The following is a 17,318-nucleotide window of genomic DNA, read 5'->3' on the forward strand; positions in this document are numbered from 1 at the left end:
GCCGCCTGCGGCAACGCATGACCGACGGGCACATCTACCCGACGGACGGGGCAGCGTCGCCCAAGCCATTTCGCTTAACCCTGCATTAACTACCGCTCACCGTGTGTCAGCGCACAGACAAACTCGAAAACCGAAGCTTGCTCCGCGGCTCGCCATCTCATGCGATGCCGGATCAAGGCAAGAACCCCATTTCGGTTAGAGGAACAGCATCATGCGCAACATCCTGCTTACGGGCGAGCCTCGGGCGCTCGTCGGTGCACTATTGTCATCGGTACGGCGATGCTCGCCGCGGACCGGCATTGCGGCCCTGGTCCTGGCCACGCTGACACTTCTCATATCGGGGACCGCGCTCGCACAAACCAGCCCACAGCAGTTGATCAATTCGTTTTCTCCGACCAGCGGCCCGGCAGGTACCGTGGTCACCCTCAAGGGCAGTGGTTTCACCGGCTCGAACGCCGCATGGGTCGGTGACGCGCACAATGCGAAACTGAAGGTCGTCAGCGACACGGTAGCCAAAATCACCGTCCCGCCGGAAGCCCATACCGGCGCTGTCGCGATCCTCAATGCCGCCCATGCGGCGTTCACCGCCAGCTCGTTCACGATCACCGATGCGGCGGCTCTGCCGCAGCAGAAAATCAGCGCGATCTCGCCGAAATCCGGACCGGCCGGCACGGTTGTTACGGTGACCGGGAAAGGATTCACCGGCTCAACCTCGGCCTGGGTCGGATCGGCCCACGATGGTGGGCTCAGCGTCATCAGCGACACCCAGGCTCTGGTTACGGTCCCCGCCGACGCCAGTTCTGGCCAGGTCGCCATCCTCAATGCCGAGCACTCGGCGCTGTCGGCACAGACGTTCAAACTGACCACCACTGCAGCCCCGCTGAAACAGCAAACCATCAGCGGCATTTCTCCGCTCAGCGGGCCGGTCGGCACTGTCGTCCGCGTGTCGGGTACCGGCTTCACCGGATCCAACTCGGCCTGGGTCGGCAACGCGCAGAACGCCAGCCTGACCGTGATCAGCGACACGCAGGCCAACATCACGGTGCCGGCTGCGGCGGCGTCCGGGGCTGTCAGCATACTGAGCCCACAATACTCGGCGGTCTCGTCATCGACGTTCAATGTCACTGCCGCACAGCCCGGAACACAATCCCTGCGCGTACTCGGCAACCGTTTCGTCGACGCCAATGGCGCGACCGTCCAGCTGCGCGGGGTGAACTACAGCGGCTTCGAGTTCGTCGCTGTCCAGGGCTGGAACCCGTCGGATCCGTCCGGCGCGCAGGCTGGCCAGGCCGGCGGGCCGAAATGGTCTGCCATTCAGGCCTGGAAGGCGAATACGATCCGCATTCCGCTGAACGAGGCGTCGTGGCTCGGCTACAGCTGCACCGACACCAGCGGCGTCGTGCACAACCCCGATCCGGGCGGCAACTATCAGTCCGCGGTGAAGACGCAGGTCGACCAGGCGATTGCGGCCGGACTGTACGTGATCATCGATCTGCACTGGACCGCTCCGGGCAATGCCTGCCCGATGCTGCAGACCCAGATGGCCGACGCCGATCATTCACTCGCGTTCTGGACCTCGGTCGCCGGCATGTTCAAGACTTATCCGGGCGTGCTGTTCGAGCTGTTCAACGAGCCGTTCATGAACTTCGAGTTCAGCGGCGACAGCTGGAGCTACATGATGCAGGGCACCGGCGGCTCGTTCACCGGCTATCCGGCCACCAGCAGCAGCGGCAACTGGACCGACGTGAAGCAGCCCTGGGCCATCGCGAGCTACCAGGCGATGATCGACGCGGTCCGCGCCACCGGCGCCGGCAATGTGCTGCTGATCGGTACGATGCAGTATTCGCAGGAGTTCAGCGGCTGGCTGTCGCACAAGCCGACCGATTCCTTGAACCAGATCGCCGCCGTTTGGCATGCCTATCCCACGTATGGCAACGCCTGGGGATCGGACGCCTACGCCCAGCCCAACTTCGCACCGGCGGTCTACACCGATATGCAAGCAATACTGGCGGCGGGCATCCCGGTGATTGCCACCGAGACCGGCGACCAGAACACGCCCGGGACGGTCGGCGCGCCGCTGGTATCCAACATCACGGCCTGGGCGGATCAGAACGGCGTCAGCGTCGTCGGCTGGGCCTGGGACGTCTGGGGCGTTCCGGACAATGTGCTGATCAAAGACGTCGATGGCACGCCAACGGACGGCTACGGGCAGGTCTATCGCAGCTGGCTGCTGGCCCACTGAGGGGCTGACCCGGTTCACCGACGAGGACGCCGCGGCGCCCTCGTCGGCGGCTCCCTATCGGCCGGCGGTAAAGCGCGTTTCCACACAGACGGCACGATTCGATCGGTGCAAGGTGCGGCTATGGCCCCGTCCCCGCCGCCCGTGCTGCTGTCCGACGCGGAGTACCGGCGCTTCTTCCGGTCTCCTGCTATCGGCATGCTGCGCCTGCGCAGCGACGGCCGCATCGTCGGTGCCAACCCGTTCCTGTGCGGACGGCTGCAATACTCTCAACTGGAAGTCAATGGAAAACTCCTGGCGGAACTCGGCGGCCTGCCCGGCTCCGATGCCGAGCAGCCGGTGTTGCGCGCGCTGCTTCAGCGTGGCTACCTGCGAAGCGCCGACCTGCCGCTGATCAGAAAGGACGGCGCCAGCCTGTATTTCGAGTTCCGGCGGCTGGGATCGCTGGCGGATCAGACGGAGCTGATCGAATGCCATTTCCAGAGCTTCGAACTCAGTCCGCAAGGCCTGATTACCCGGCTCCCGGCGCCGGACAACACCGAGCCACCGCTGCAGCCGCTCGATTTCGAGGGCGTCGCCAATCGTGAAATCGAGTTGACGCGAAGCCAGGGGCGACCGCTGTCGCTGCTGAGCATCATGATCGATCGCCCCGACCGGACCAGCGATCCACGATCCGCCACGGTGTCGCTGCCGCTCGACGAATTCGCCAGAGCCTGCACCAGCGTACTGCGTACCAGCGACTCTGTGGGCCAACTCGACGAGGCCATGTTTCAGATCCTGCTGCCGGGAACGCCGGCCAGGGGTGCGCTGCGTACCGCAGAACGCCTGCGATCGGCTTTCGCCGCGATGGCGATCCCGACCGCGCACGGTCAATTCAGGAGCATCACCGTTTCGATCGGCGCTGTTACCACGCGCACCGGCCTGACCTCGTACCTGTCGCTGCGCTCGCGTGCCGACGCCAAGCGCGACGACGCGCGCAGCTGCGGGGGCAACCGCATCGTTGCAGGTCGCGGTGGCTAGCGGCAGCGATCAATCTGCTTGTCAGCAGCACGGCTCGATTGAGAAGCCCGAGAAGACGCAGGCTGATCGACTCTTTGAACGCACAGGAGGCCGCATCACCCAACTGCGACGCCCGCCAGATCTCAAGCTGGCTCTCGGTCGACGGCGCCGTCCCGGACACCGCCTTGCCGCTGGCAACTGCTGGTCGACGCTGTGGTGGCGAAAGCTCAGCAAGCTCAAGCATCCGTCAGTGTCACAGGCACAGGTGATCGCCGGAGCGGGCGGTAGAGATGCCGCCGCCGGCCACGGCCGAAAACGAAAACCAGCAGCGACCATAGACCACACCAGACACTCCAGCTAAGCCAGAAATACCCGTCGTTCCAGACAAACTGAATCATCCTTGATTCCTCGATTCAAGCACGCGGTGCGACTCACCCGCCTGCATTGGGCCTGGCGCGTCGAGCGCCGGTTTGCGTGACTTGCGAACATAGACCTGTCCGCGGGTGTTCTCCGTGCGTTGGCCAACTAAGGAGGCTCGAAAGCGCACTGCCTCACTCGAAACGCAGCAGCAGTTCGACTCCGAGCAGCAGGTCATCGAAGGATTCACTGTCGAAATTCGAATTCCGGTACCGGCAAGACACAAAGCTGATCCGGCGGTTCGTGACGTTTTTTAATCTGATGCCCTGTTCAGCTACTAGTTAGCTCGGTCTGCACATTATTGCGACACAGCAGGTGCCGGCGGCGTGTCCCGGCGTGGTCGCAACAATAGGCAGGGGATATGAGCCAAGCTTGGACAGGGATGTCTAGCGATGATGTCTAGCGATCGCACGCGGACGAGCATCGCCCGCGTGATCGAGCAGCAGTGGCAGAGCAGCCCCGGGCACGACGCCGTGCACGCGGCCGGCCGCTGGTGGCGTTCCACCGAAATCGAACGGGAAAGCCGGCGCATCGTCACTGCGCTCGCCGAGCTTGGCGTGCAGATCGGCGCGGTAGTCGCGGTGTTGCTGCCGCGCGGCATCGATCAGTTACTGGCGATCCTGGCGGTGCACCGTCTCGGCGCGGTCTGCCTGCCCCTCGACATCGAGGCACCGCTCGAACGCCTGCGTCACTGCCTTGATCAGAGCGGCGCCTGTCGGCTGATCGGTGACCGGGCGCAATGGCACTCGCTCGATCCGGAAGCAGCGCGACGGGTCGAAGACAGCTGTCATTTCATCGACATCCTCGATCTGCGCCGGAGCCGCGAGGGCGCGCCGGTTCAGGCGCCGCTGCTGGGCGACGACGCCGCATTCTGCGTGCTCTACACCTCCGGCTCCACCGGCCGGCCGAAAGGCGTAGCGCTCAGCCAGCGCAACGTCCTCAACTGCCTGCAGTGGATGCAGCAGCAGCATCCGCTGGGCGGTGACGAGGTGGTGCTGCACAAGACGCCGATCGGTTTCGATGTGTCGATGTACGAGCTGTTCTGGCCGCTGATGGCCGGCGCGCGCATTGTCATCGCCGACGAGCATGGCCACAAGGACGCGGCGTATCTGGCCGAACTGATACAGCATCACGGCATCACGGACGCGCACTTCGTACCGGCGATGCTGGCCGCGTTTTCGGACCAGGCCGAAACCCCGGCCTGCGCCAGCCTGAAGCGTATCTATGCGTCCGGCGAAGCCCTGCCCTGGGCGCTGGTACGCCGACTCGGCGATATGCTGCCGCAGGCCCGCATTTACAACTGGTATGGGCCGACTGAAGGCGGCGTGGTCAGCCATCAGGCCTGCGACGGCGATCAGCGCGACGGCTTCGTGCCGATCGGGCGCGCCGTCGCCAACACCAGTCTGCACGTGCTCGACGACGATCTGCGGCCGCTGCCCCCCGGCAGTGACGGCGAGTTGTACATCGGCGGCGCCCAGGTAGCGCTCGGCTATGTCAATCAGCCGGAGCTGACAGCGCAGCGCTTCGTGCAGCATGCGCGCTTTGGACGCCTGTATCGCAGCGGCGACTTCGTCTGCGAACGCGCCGATGGCGGGCTGGAATATCGCGGCCGCCGCGATCAGCAGGTCAAGCTGCGCGGCGTGCGGGTCGAACTCGGCGAAATCGAATCGGCACTGCTCGCTTATGCAGGCGTCACCGCGGCCGCCGCCGGCGTGCGCGATCTGCATGGGCAGCCGAGCTTGCTGGCCTGGTACCAGACACGCATCGCGATCGACGTTTCCGCACTGCGGGCCTTCCTGGAACAGCGCCTGCCAGCAGCGATGCTGCCGCAGCACTTCATCGCGATAGACTCGCTGCCTCAACTCAGCAGCGGCAAGATCGATCGTAGCGCGCTGCCTTTGCGCGTCACGCCGGCGCCGCGTCAGCGTCCACTGGTCGCGGCCGTCGGCGACTTGCAACAGCGGCTGCTGGCAATCTGGCAGAACGTGTTGAAACTCGATGCGATCGGCGTCGAAGACCGATTCTTCGAAGCCGGCGGCAACTCGCTGCAGGCGGTGGAGTTGATGGGACAACTGCGGCGCGCGCTCGGGCAGCGCGTGCCGCTGATTCGCTTCTTCGAAGCGCCGACGATTCGCGCGCTTGCGACGCTGCTCGAGCGCGATTACGCGGCAGCGCTTGCCCACTGGCTCGGCAATGAAGTCCCGGGCAGGCACCATGCGCCAGTCGATGCCGTCGCAGCGAAGCCCAAGGCACTCGCCGCGGGCAAGGCGATCGCGATTGTCGGCATGTCGTGCCGCGTTCCGGGCGCCGAAGATCTGGATGCGTTCTGGCAGCAGATCGCCAACGGCCGCGAGGGCCTGCGCGATTTCACCGACGAGGAACTGATCGCCGCCGGCGTCAGCGCCGCCGATATTGCCGACCCGGGCTATGTGCGGCGCGGCGGCGCGATCGACGAACCCTACGGCTTCGACGCCGCATTCTTCGGCTACTCGCCGCGTGAAGCCGAGCTGACCGATCCGCAGCAGCGCGTACTGCTCGAAGCCGCCTGGCACGCGCTCGAAGACGCTGGCATCGCCGCGGGCCGCGGCGAGCGCATCGGCGTCTACGTCGGCCTGGCTCGCAACCAGTATTTCGATCGTCAACTCGCCAGTTACGAGGACTTGCGGCTTGAAGATCCGGGATTCCAGGTTCTGCTCGGCAACGACAAGGACTACGCCGCAACGCGCATTGCTTACAAACTCGACCTGCGCGGCCCGGCTCTGAGCTTGCAGACCGCCTGCTCGAGTTCCGGCGTCGCCGTGCACCTGGCCTGCCAGGCACTGCGCCAGAACGATTGCGATGCCGCGATCGTCGGCGGCGTGCGCTTGAACCTGCCGCATCGTGCCGGCTATCGGCATGTCGACGGCGGACCGCAGGCGATCGACGGCCGGGTGCGCCCGTTTGATGCTGCTGCCAGCGGCATGGTGCTGAGTTCGGGCGTCGCCTGCCTGGTGTTGAAGCCACTGTCACGAGCGCAAGCCGATGGCGATCGCATCTACGCTCTGATCAAGGGCAGCGCGATCAATAACGACGGCGCCGCCAAAATCGGCTACACCGCGCCTTCGCTGCAGGGACAGCTCGCGGTGATCCGGGCTGCGCTCGATAGCGCCGGCGTCGAGCCGCAGAGCGTCGGCTACGTCGAGGCTCATGGCACCGGCACGCCGCTGGGCGATCCGATCGAAGTGGCGGCACTGTCGGGCGCCTACGAGCAGGCCGACCACATCGCGCTCGGCAGCGTCAAGGGCAACATCGGCCACCTCGACGCCGGCGCCGGCGCGATCGGCCTGATCAAGACCGCGCTCGCCTTGAAGCATCGGCAGCTGCCGCCGTCGATCCACTTCGATACGCCGAATCCGGAATGCGACTTCGATCGGACTCCGTTCTTCGTCAACACCGAACTGCTGGCCTGGCATAGCCCAACACCGCGCCGCGCCGCGGTCTCGGCTTTCGGTTTCGGCGGCACCAATTTTCATGGCGTGCTCGAACAAGCGCCCGAGCCGATGGCGTCGCCCGCGGCCCGCCAGCACCAGGTACTGCGCCTATCGGCGCGCGACGACCAGGCGCTGAGCAGGCTCGCAAGCCGGCTCGCCGCGCACCTGAAACAACAGCCGGAACTTGCGCTGGCCGACGTGGCTTACACGCTGGACGTCGGCCGCGCGCGACAGGCGCGGCGTACCGCGATCGTCGCGACCGACACCGCCGACGCCGTTGCGCAACTCGAACGCTTCGCCACCGCCGGCAGCACCAGCGCAGATCCGAGCCTGGTCTTCATGTTCCCCGGCCAGGGCGCGCAGCACGTCGACATGGGCCGCGACCTGTATGAAACGGAGCCGCTGTTCCGCGAGCTGATCGACGAATGCGCGGATCGCCTGACGTCCAGCCTTGCGGTGGACTTGCGCTCGATCCTGTATCCGCAGCACAGCGATCGCGAAGCCGCCGAGCAGCTGATGCGCACGACCGAATACGCGCAGCCGGCGATCTTCGCTGTCAGCTACGCGAGCGCACGCCTGTGGCAATCCTGGGGCCTGCAGCCGGATGCGCTCGTCGGCCACAGCCTCGGCGAGTTCGTCGCCGCAACACTGGCCGGTGTTTTCACGCTGGACGACGCACTGAAGCTGATCGCACAGCGCGGGCGTCTGATGCAGTCAGTGGCGCGCGGCAGCATGCTCGCGGTACATCTGTCGGAAGCCGATGTGCAGCCGTATCTTGGCGACAATGTCGCGCTCGCCGCGATCAATTCGCCGCAACAGCTCGTGCTCGCCGGGCCTGATGCGGCTCTGGCCGGCGTCGCCGAAAAACTGCGCGCGCACGGCATTGCCAGCAGCGTGTTGCACACCTCGCACGCCTTCCATTCGTCGATGATGGCCGAGATCGTCGAGCCATTCGCCGGTTTCGTCGCCGGCACTCGCCGCGGCCATGCGCGACTGGCCTTGATGTCGACGCTGAGCGGCGGCTGGTCGACACCCGAAGATCTGCGCGAGCCTCATCACTGGGCGCGACAGCTGCGCGAGCCGGTGCGCTTCGGCCCGGCCATCCATGCCTTGCTGGCGCAGCCCGGCCGGGTGTTTCTGGAGGTCGGCCCGGGCCAGAGCTTGAGCACGGCGGTGCGTCAGGCGATGCAGCCCGAGAATCAGGCGACAGTGTTGTCGTCGATGCCGCATGCGACGCAGGCTGCTTCGGCCCACGCTCATTTGATGCGGACCGTCGCTACGCTGTTCGTTGCCGGCGTCGAGCTCGAACCGGCGAAGTTCTATGCCGGCGAGCATCGACTCAAAGTGTCCTTGCCCGCCTACCCGTTCCAGCGACAGCGCTATTTCATCGAGGCGGCAGACCGCGCGGGGATCGCAGCGCCGCCGCCGGCCATCGCGCTCGTCGCCGATGACGTACCAGAGGCGATGGCCGCTGTCGCTGCCACCGCAGGCGAAAGCGACGACTTGAGTTCGCGACTGCTGAGACTACTGGCGCAGCTGACCGGACGAGTCTTCACCGACGAACACCGGGAGCACAGCTTCCTCGAACTTGGTATGGACTCGCTGACGCTGACCCAGCTCGCCAGCAAGCTCAGGCGCGAATTCAAGGTCGAAGTGCGCTTTCGCAAGCTGCTCGAGGAATACGGCAGCATTCACCTGCTGACTGCGTATCTGCGCGAACAGGGCGCGAGCGCAGCGGTCGTGGTGCCTTTACATCACAACGCAGCGCCAGCTGCCGCGACCGGCGGCGCAACCGCCAGCTTCGGTGCCGGTACCCGCATCCGCCGCGAATACCTCGGCGGCTTCACCTCGCGCCAGGCCGCGGCGGTCGATGCGCTGGCCAAGCGCTATCTGGCCCGCACCGGCCGCTCGCGCGAATATGCCGCTGCGCATCGCGCGGTACTCGCCGACCCGCGAACCGTGTCCGGCTTCCGGCCCGAGACAAAAGAACTGGTCTACCCGATCGTCGTCGATCGCTCGGAGGGCTCGTATCTGTGGGATCTCGACGGCAACGGTTATGTCGATGCGACCTGCGGCTTCGGCTCGATGTTCTTCGGCCATCGAGCGCGCTTCGTCAGTGATGCGATCGCCGCTCAGCTCAAAATCGGCTGGGAAATCGGTCCGCAGACGCCCTTGGCCGGCGAATGCGCGCGGCTGTTCTCGCAGGCCACCGGCCTGGCGCGCGTCGCGTTCTGCAATACCGGCTCCGAAGCGGTGCTTGCAGCGGTGCGGCTCGCGCGTACCGTCACCGGCAAGTCGCTGATCGTCAGTTTCACTGGCGACTATCACGGCATCCAGGACGAAGTCCTGGCCCGCGCCGGCATCGGCGGCCGTTCGATTCCGGCAGCGCCGGGCATTCCGGCCGAGTCGGTCGCCAACACGCTGATTCTCGATTACGGCGACCCGGACGCGCTGCGCGTCATACGCGAGCGTGCCGACGAGATCGCCGGCGTGCTGATCGAGCCGGTGCAGTCGCGGCGTCCCGACTTCCAGCCGCGCGAATTCCTGCAGCAACTGCGCACGCTGACCTACGAAGCCGACATCGCCTTCATCATGGACGAGGTCATCACCGGCTTCCGCAGCGGACTGCGCGGCGCGCAGGGCTACTACGGTGTCGACGCCGACATCGCGATCTACGGCAAGGTTTTCGGCGGCGGCATGCCGGTCGGCGCGGTCGCCGGCATCCCGCGCTATCTCGACGCGCTCGACGGCGGTGCCTGGCAGTACGGCGATGCATCGGTGCCGGAAATCGGCGTGACCTATTTCGCCGGCACCTTCGTGCGCCACCCGCTGGCGCTGGCGGCGGTGCGCGCGAGTCTGCAGGCGCTGCTCGAACATCCGGAGTGGCCGGACGAGTTGAGTGCCACGACGGCGCGCATGGTAGACGCGATCAACGACGATTGCGCCGTCGCCGGCGCACCTTTGCATCTGCTGCGCCATGCGTCGCTATGGAAGCCCCAATACGAATTCGAGCAGCGCAACGGCGACCTGCTGTTTTTCTATTTGCGCGAGCGCGGCGTCCACATCTGGGAAGGCCGGCCCTGCTTCCTGAGCCTCGCTCACAGCGAAGCGGATTGCCAGCAGATCATCGATGCATTCCGCTATGCGGTCACGCAGATGCAGGAAGGCGATCTGTTCGACCTTCCCGCAGCCGGCATCACCGCACTGCGTTCCCGATCTCCGGCGACGCGGCGGCCGGCGCTCGCCAACTTGTCCGCGCTGACCGGATCGCAGAGCGAAATCTGGGTGGCGTCTGCCTACGATCCCGATTTGAACCGCGCCTACAACGAAGGTATTGCGGTGCATATGTCCGGCGCGCTGGACGTCGATGCGCTGGAACGGGCGCTGAAGCAGCTGATCGAACGTCATGATTCGCTGCGTGCGGTATTCAGCCCGGACGGCCGCTGGATGAAAGTGCTCGAAGCGATGCCGCTGCAGATCGATCACAGCGACCTGACGGGTGAAGCGTCGATTGCCGCCGCGACCGCCCATTTCATGAACCAGAGCATGGATCTGGCGACCGGGCCGCTGCTGCGCTGCGCGCTGATCCGCAGCGCCGCGCAAGAACATCGCCTGCTGTTGCTCGCTCACCACATCGTTTGCGACGGCTGGTCGATGGCGCAGCTGCTGGTCGAACTCGGCGCGCTGTATTCGGCCGGGATCGATGGCCGGCCAGCCGCCCTGCCCGAGGCGCCGCGCTACACCGAATACGCCGAGATCGAACATCGTTTCATGCGCTCGCCCGAGGCCGCCGCGCAGATCGACTGGTGGCGGCGGCAACTCGCCGAGCCGCCGGTGCCCGTGGAGTTACCGCTGGATCACGCCAGGCCGTCGCAGCGCCGTTTCGCGGCCGCGCGTGAAGATCGCCGCCTGCCCGCCGAACTCACCGGCGAGCTGCGCCGTATCGCCGCCGCGCAGGGCAACAGCCTGGTGATGACGCTGCTCGCGGTGTTCGCCGCGCAGCTGCATCGGCTGACCGGCGTGCAGGATCTGGTGATCGGCCTCGCCGCCGCCGGCCAGGCGCTGCACGAGCGTCCGCAACAGATCGGCCATTGCGTCAATTTTCTACCGTTGCGGCTGCGGCCGAACGGCGAGACTACGCTGGGCGCACTGCTGAAGCAGACGCGGCAGACGGTGCTCGACGCCTACGATCATCAGGGCATCAGCTTCGGCGAACTGCTGCCGCGGCTGGATATCGCGCGCGACGATTCGCGGCCACCGCTGATCTCGCTCGCATTCAATCTCGACTTGCGCGACGACGACATCCGCCATAGCGGTCTGTCGGTGCGCTATGAGACGCTGGCGCGGCAGTACGAGACCTTCGAGATGTTTCTCAACGTTGTCGACGACGGCCGGGAGCTGGCTCTGGAATGCTCGTACAACCGCGAGCTGTTCGACGCCGCGAGCATCCGCCGGAGGCTTGGCGAATACGAACAGCTGTTAGGTGTCGTGGCGACCCATCTCGAGCGTCCACTGCGCGATCTGCCGCTGATGTCGTCTGCGGAACGCCGGCGGCTACTGCACGAGTTCAATCCGCCGTCTGCTCCGATCGCGGCCCTCACGCTGCATGACGCGATCGCCGAGCAGGCGCGTGCGCGGCCCGATGCGATCGCGATCCAATGCGCGGACCGGCAGCTGGACTACGCCGCCCTTGTGGCACGCGCCGAGCAGATCGCCGCGGCGCTGCAGACGATCGGCGTCGGCACCGGCGACTTCGTCGGCGTATCACTGACGCGCAGCGTCGATCTTCCGGCCGCGCTGATCGCGGTGATGCGCTGCGGTGCAGCCTACCTGCCGCTCGATCCGGAGCTGCCGACGCAACGCCTGCAGTTCATGGCGCACGATGCGTCGATCAAGGCGCTGATCCATGAGGCCGCAACGGTCGCGGCCATCGCCGGGATCGAAGCGCGCCGCCTGAATATCGGCGAAATCGGCGAACTCGGCGGTGGCGGCACAGTGTTCAAGCCGCTTGCGGTCGACGCCGGCGCGCCGGCGTACGCGATCTACACCTCGGGTTCGACCGGCCAGCCCAAGGCCGTGGTCGCGCATCATCGCGGCGTCAGCAACTGCCTGGCCGGCACCCGCGAGCGCATCGGCATCGGCCCCGGCGACGCCCTGCTGGCGATCGCGACCTACGCCTTCGACGCCGCAGTGCTCGAACTGTTCCTGCCGCTGGTCTATGGCGCGCGCCTGGTGCTAGCGACCGGCGAGCAGACCGGCGACGGCAGACAGCTCGCCGACGCGATCGAGCGTCATCGCATCACCCGCATCTTCACCGCGCCCGCCGCCTGGCGTCTGCTGCTGGCTTCGGGCTGGGGCGGCCGGCGCGGCCTGGTCGCCTGCTCCTGGGCCGAACCGCTGAGCCGCGAGCTGGCAGGCTCGCTGCTGCCGCGAGTCGACCAACTGTGGAACCTCTACGGTCCGACCGAGACCACGGTTTGGACACTGGGCGCACGCATCGTCGACGCCGACGACACGATCACGATCGGCTCACCGATCGCCAACACCCGCGCCTACGTGCTTGACGAACATCGTTCGCCGCTGCCGGTGGGTGTTGTCGGCGAACTGTACATCGGCGGCGCCGGAGTGACGCTGGGTTATCTGAACCGCGCCGAGTTGCAGGCCGAGCGCTTCTGCGAGCATCCGGAATTCGGCGCGCTGTATCGCAGCGGTGATCTGGCGCGCTGGACCAATGACGGCGAGATCGTCTGCCTCGGCCGCGCCGATCATCAGATCAAGCTGCGCGGCTTCCGTATCGAGCTCGGCGAGATCGAAGCTCGGCTGCAAGCTCACGCCCACATCACTAGCGCAGCCTGTGGTGTGGTCGAGCGCTCGGCCGACGATCCACGACTGGTCGCCTGGGTACAGCCTGCAGCGCATGCGGCGATCGACGCGATCGACGCGGCCGAGCTGCGGCGCCATCTGCGCACCATGCTGCCGGGCTACATGGTGCCGCAGCATTTCGTGGTGCTCGACGAGCTGCCGCGTCTGTCGAACGGCAAGCTCGATCGCTGCCGGCTGCCCTCGCCTTTCGGCATCGAGACCGCAGCGGCACGGGCACCGGACAGTGACAGCGAGCAGCGCGTCGCCGCGTTGTGGCGCGAGGTGCTGGGGGACGCGGCTTTCGGTGCCGACGAGCGCTTCCTCGATGTCGGCGGCCATTCGCTGCTCGCGGTACAGATGGCCGCGCGGCTGCAGACCGAACTCGGCGTGAAACTGTCGCTGCGCGAAGCGATGACCGGCACGCTGGCGCAGATCGCCGCCGCCTGCGATGCGCAGCAGGCATCGCTGCGGCCGACCGCCGCGGCTGCCAGCAACGATCCTGCCAGCAACGATCCCGTCATCCATCAGACCCGAGCGCCTGCCCAGCGCCGCTGGGCCTGGCCCCGCTGGTTGCAGTGATGACCGCGCCGCGACTCGAAGCCCTGCATTTCGGCCGCGATCTACGCTTGTTCGGCCTGCGCTCCGAACCCGCCGCAAGGCCGCGCCAGACCGCGATCGTGATCTGTCAGAGCTGGGGCGCCGAAAGCATGCGTTGCTATCGCGGACTGCACCTGCTGGCGCAGCAACTCGCCGAACGCGGCTTCGAAACGCTGCGCTTCGACTACACCGGCACCGGTGATTCGGCCGATATCGACGATGCACCGCTGCCGCTGTGGCTGGACGACATCCGCGACGCCGCCAACGAACTGCGTGAACTCTCCGGCGCCAGACGCATCGCCCTGCTCGGCTTGCGACTCGGCGCCTTGCTCGCCTCCGAGGCCGCCGCTGCGGCACAGGCCGAGCTGCTGCTGTGGGACGCGCCGCAAAGCGGACAGCAATGGAGTGAACAAATGCTCGCGATGAATCGTCAGCAATACGAGCACAAGAATCGCACGCGTCCGCTCGCACTGAGGCTGCACATTCCGCACGATGAACTGCTCGGCTCACCCTGGCCCAGCGACTTTGCGGCTGCGATCGGCGCGTTGCAGCTCAACACCGGAGTCCGCGCGCTGCGCCATTTCCACAGCGCCGATACCGCGATCCCGCGGCATCCTCTGGCCGACGCCCTGCCCGATGCCTCGCATTGGGGCGAGATCGGCAAGCTCGACGCGCCCTGGGTGCCGGCACGATCGATCGCGCAACTCTGCGAGCGGCTGGCGGAGCAGCTGCCATGATCCGCGAACGCGCCCTTCAGTTCGGTCCGGGCCGCCGCCTGCTCGGCATACTCAGCCTGCCGGAGACAATCGATCCCGCGCGGCCGGCGATCATCATGCCCAACACCGGCTTCGAGCATCGAGTCGGCCCTCATCGCCTGCACGTGCATCTATGCCGCGCGTTTGCGCAAGCCGGGTTCGCTGCGTTGCGCCTGGATCTGTCCGGCATGGGCGACAGCGACAGCGGGCAACTCAACGATCCGATTGCCGATCAGGGCGCTGCGATGGACGAGCTGGCCAGGCTGGGCATCGCCACACGCTGCATCCCGATCGGCCTTTGCTCCGGCGGCCACGACGCGCATCGCTTTGCAAAGGCCGATCCGCGCGCGGTCGCGGCAGGCTTTCTCGATCACTATCTCTATTCGACGCGGCGCTCGCGGCGGATATCGCTGTGGCAGAAGCTCTCCGAACTTCGCCGTGTACTGAACTTCCTGCAGCGACGTTGCGGAGCCTTCGGCAGGGCCGGGATCAGTTCCGAATCCGCTGGCGACAACTGGTTCGAGCGTCCGGATCGCAGAGCCTTCCAGAGCGATGTCGACGGCTTCATCCAGCGCGGCATGCCGCTGTTTTTTCTGTTCACCGGCGAATACCAGAACGTCTACAACTATCCGGAGCAGCTGCTCGACATCTGCCCCCGGCTCGGCGACTACGAGCTGTATCACCTGCACTACTTCGCCGAATCCGACCACACTTTCAGCCAGTCGCAGATGCGGCGCAAACTGATCGACGCGCTGCTGCTATGGCTGAACGCTCAGGTGCTGACGCAATTACCACACGGTCCGCGCGCCGCCATCACGCCGCTGCAACCGGCTCAAAGCCTGCGCGCCAGAACCGCGGCCGCGGTCACCACGACGGCGTCGGTGAACCAGACGCGGCCGCAGACCTGGGCCGCGCTGGACGCCGCCGCGCTTACCGGGATGACCCGGAAGCTCGGCGCGGACGCATGAGAACCATCGCCGACATCGAACACAATTTCGACTTCATCGAATTCGAGGAACACGCCGGTCAGCGGATTCAGCGCCTTGTGCACGCATTCCTTGGCGCCGAACAAGGCCCGGCTCCAGCGCGCATAAGAATCCGGCAACTGCTCGAGATGCGCGCGCTCCTTGCGGCCGATGACGAGTCGCGCCGCGTCTTCGGGCAAAGGCAGCAGCGGCTCGACATCGACACCCAGGGCCGCGTAGCGGCTGGATGACGCCAGCAGGGCCACACTCCATTGCGGATCGTGGGCGAGGCTGCCGACCCAGCCTGCGGGCCACTCCGGCGATCCATCGTCGCGACGGCCGATGCCGACGGGCCCGGCGCCCAGTTCGCGCATGGCGATTCGCGCCAGTTCCCGGACAGCGAGCGACTGGCGGCGACGCAGCGGATGCGCAATTGCGGCCAGCGCCTGCTCTTCGGCGTAGGCGCTGCTGTCGCCGGTGCCTGCATGGGATGCCAGCAGACACAGGCTGCCGGGGAAAGGCCGCCAGTGCCTCACTCGAAGCGCAGCAGCAGTTCGGCTCCGAGCATCATGTCGTCGAAGGATTCGGTGTCGACATTCGAATTCCGGTCGCGATACGACGCAAACGGGCGCAGCGTCAGCCAGTGCAGCGCCTGATACGACAGGTCGAGCGTCGCGGTGCCGTAGTCGTCGCTGCGGCCGGAATCTTCGCTGCCGTCGCCTTTGAACGCGGAATGGATGAATTCGTAGCGCGCGCCGACCGCGGTCTTGGGCGTCGGCGTCCAGCCCAGCCCCAGCGATCCGCCGGTGGAAATGAGCGCGCTGGCGCCGGCCACATAGCTTTCGACGCGCCTGAAAATTTCGGTCTCGACACGAGTCTTCGCGCTCAGCGTGCGCGTATACGCCAGTGAGCCGGTGAAACCGGACAGCTTGCCGCTGTCGCCATTGTCGGCATCTTCGTGGCGTTGGGTGCCGCCGATCCTGGCGCGCAGATGGCTCATGCCGCTGACATCGTAGTCGCTGGTCAGCTGCACGGTTCCCTGCTGGTAATCGAGGCGGTGTTCGAGGTTGCCGTCGTACTGGCCGTCGTGGTACTCGGTCAGCACACCGACGGAAAAGCCGGCCAGGCCTGTGTATTTCACTTCCACCGATCCGCTGGTGTCCTTCAACTTGAATTCCGGATCGTCGCTCAGCGGCAACTCCGACTCGGTGCGCCCGGCGCCCGCTTCAACGCGCCAGCTCGGCGTCACGTCGTAACCCAGCAGCGCGCTGGCGCGCCGATCGGTCTGCTCGGTCAGCTTCGACGTCCCGAGGTCGGCGAAGGACGCGATGCGATGTTCCTGCCGGTAGTCGATATTGCCATCGGTGTGCGCGCCCAGCTTCCAGGCGAAACGACCACCGAACTTGTATTCGTCGTGGTTGAGGTCGTCGAAATGCGCGTACTCGAGTCGCCGGTATTCGCCGTCGACTTCGACCTGTTGCTGGCCGGCCGTGACTGTCGCCTCGATCCCGGCCTTCGCCTGGTAGACCGAATCGGATTCCTTGCGATCGCCCCGTTCCGCCTCGGCCTCGGACGGACCCGATACCTCCAGCAGATTGCTATGGAACTCGTACTGCGCCGATCCGTAGGGCACCAGCTTCAGTTCGGCCCAGGTAGCAGCGGACGGCACGCAGAACGCGAGCGCCGTCCAACGCAAGGACCGGGTTGAAAGGCGGAAACACGGATATCGAGCCGGCCCCGGAGCACGAGGGTTTTGATTGATGACCGACACGGCACTCCCTGCCAGCGGACTAAGAAACCTGCTGAATGCTAATTCGACAAATGCAGCTGGATGCTTAACGGGACGTCGGTCGGCATGCGCCGGATTGCCGTGGATACGCCGCCGCCCACTAGTGTCTAATTGCGCAAGTTAACGATAGTGTTTCGAAGCTGAGCGCCCTTGACCTCACGCTTACGCCAGACGAAGGGAGCGGCATTGTTGTTGTAAGCGGCGGTGAAGCTACGAATCGCGTCG

6 protein-coding genes and 1 pseudogene are annotated in these 17,318 nt (G+C 66.1%); 4 read left to right on the top strand and 3 right to left on the bottom strand.

The genetic code is table 11. The annotated features are described in order from the left end of the window. Positions 1–211 precede the first annotated feature (211 nt). The 4 genes from JWQ90_RS08685 (at position 212) to JWQ90_RS08700 (ending at position 14,321) form a co-directional block, all read left to right on the top strand. The gene (locus JWQ90_RS08685) at positions 212–2,242 is read left to right on the top strand and encodes a cellulase family glycosylhydrolase (protein ID WP_299692190.1); all 2,031 of its coding nucleotides are present in this window, start codon (positions 212–214) and stop codon (positions 2,240–2,242) included. Between the two features lie 120 nt (positions 2,243–2,362). Continuing rightward, positions 2,363–3,259, top strand: coding sequence for a diguanylate cyclase (locus JWQ90_RS08690; protein WP_299692193.1), 897 nt, complete (start codon positions 2,363–2,365; stop codon positions 3,257–3,259). Positions 3,260–4,047: 788 nt separating this feature from the next. Further along, positions 4,048–13,566 (top strand): non-ribosomal peptide synthetase/type I polyketide synthase, encoded by a 9,519-nt coding sequence (locus JWQ90_RS08695; RefSeq protein ID WP_299692196.1) that lies wholly within the window; start codon positions 4,048–4,050, stop codon positions 13,564–13,566. Beyond that, complete coding sequence (locus JWQ90_RS08700; RefSeq protein WP_299692199.1) at positions 13,566–14,321, top strand: hypothetical protein; 756 nt, start codon at positions 13,566–13,568, stop codon at positions 14,319–14,321. Before JWQ90_RS08695 ends, JWQ90_RS08700 begins: the two co-directional genes overlap by 1 nt. A gap of 850 nt (positions 14,322–15,171) precedes the next feature. On the opposite strand, the gene JWQ90_RS08705 is transcribed toward JWQ90_RS08700, so the two are convergent. The 3 genes and pseudogenes from JWQ90_RS08705 to JWQ90_RS08715 form a co-directional block, all read right to left on the bottom strand. Beyond that, on the bottom strand, positions 15,172–15,840 hold the full coding sequence (locus tag JWQ90_RS08705; protein WP_299692202.1) for a 4'-phosphopantetheinyl transferase superfamily protein: 669 nt from the start codon (positions 15,838–15,840) through the stop codon (positions 15,172–15,174). Continuing rightward, positions 15,837–16,973, bottom strand: a complete 1,137-nt coding sequence (locus JWQ90_RS08710) for an outer membrane beta-barrel protein (RefSeq protein WP_299692205.1) — start codon at positions 16,971–16,973, stop codon at positions 15,837–15,839. The genes JWQ90_RS08705 and JWQ90_RS08710 overlap by 4 nt, the downstream gene beginning before the upstream one ends. 227 nt (positions 16,974–17,200) lie before the next feature. Continuing rightward, positions 17,201–17,318 (bottom strand): annotated as a pseudogene (locus tag JWQ90_RS08715) (IS630 family transposase); the annotation flags it as partial.

Origin of the sequence: Hydrocarboniphaga sp. (assembly GCF_028291725.1) — a bacterium.
In the GTDB taxonomy this organism is placed as follows: domain Bacteria; phylum Pseudomonadota; class Gammaproteobacteria; order Nevskiales; family Nevskiaceae; genus Hydrocarboniphaga.

Bases quoted from the DNA above. Each gene is read 5' to 3' on its own strand.
- JWQ90_RS08685 (WP_299692190.1), top strand. From the start codon at position 212: ATGCGCAACATCCTGCTTACGGGCGAGCCTCGGGCGCTCGTCGGTGCA.
- JWQ90_RS08690 (WP_299692193.1), top strand. From the start codon at position 2,363: ATGGCCCCGTCCCCGCCGCCCGTGCTGCTGTCCGACGCGGAGTACCGG.
- JWQ90_RS08695 (WP_299692196.1), top strand. From the start codon at position 4,048: ATGATGTCTAGCGATCGCACGCGGACGAGCATCGCCCGCGTGATCGAG.
- JWQ90_RS08700 (WP_299692199.1), top strand. From the start codon at position 13,566: ATGACCGCGCCGCGACTCGAAGCCCTGCATTTCGGCCGCGATCTACGC.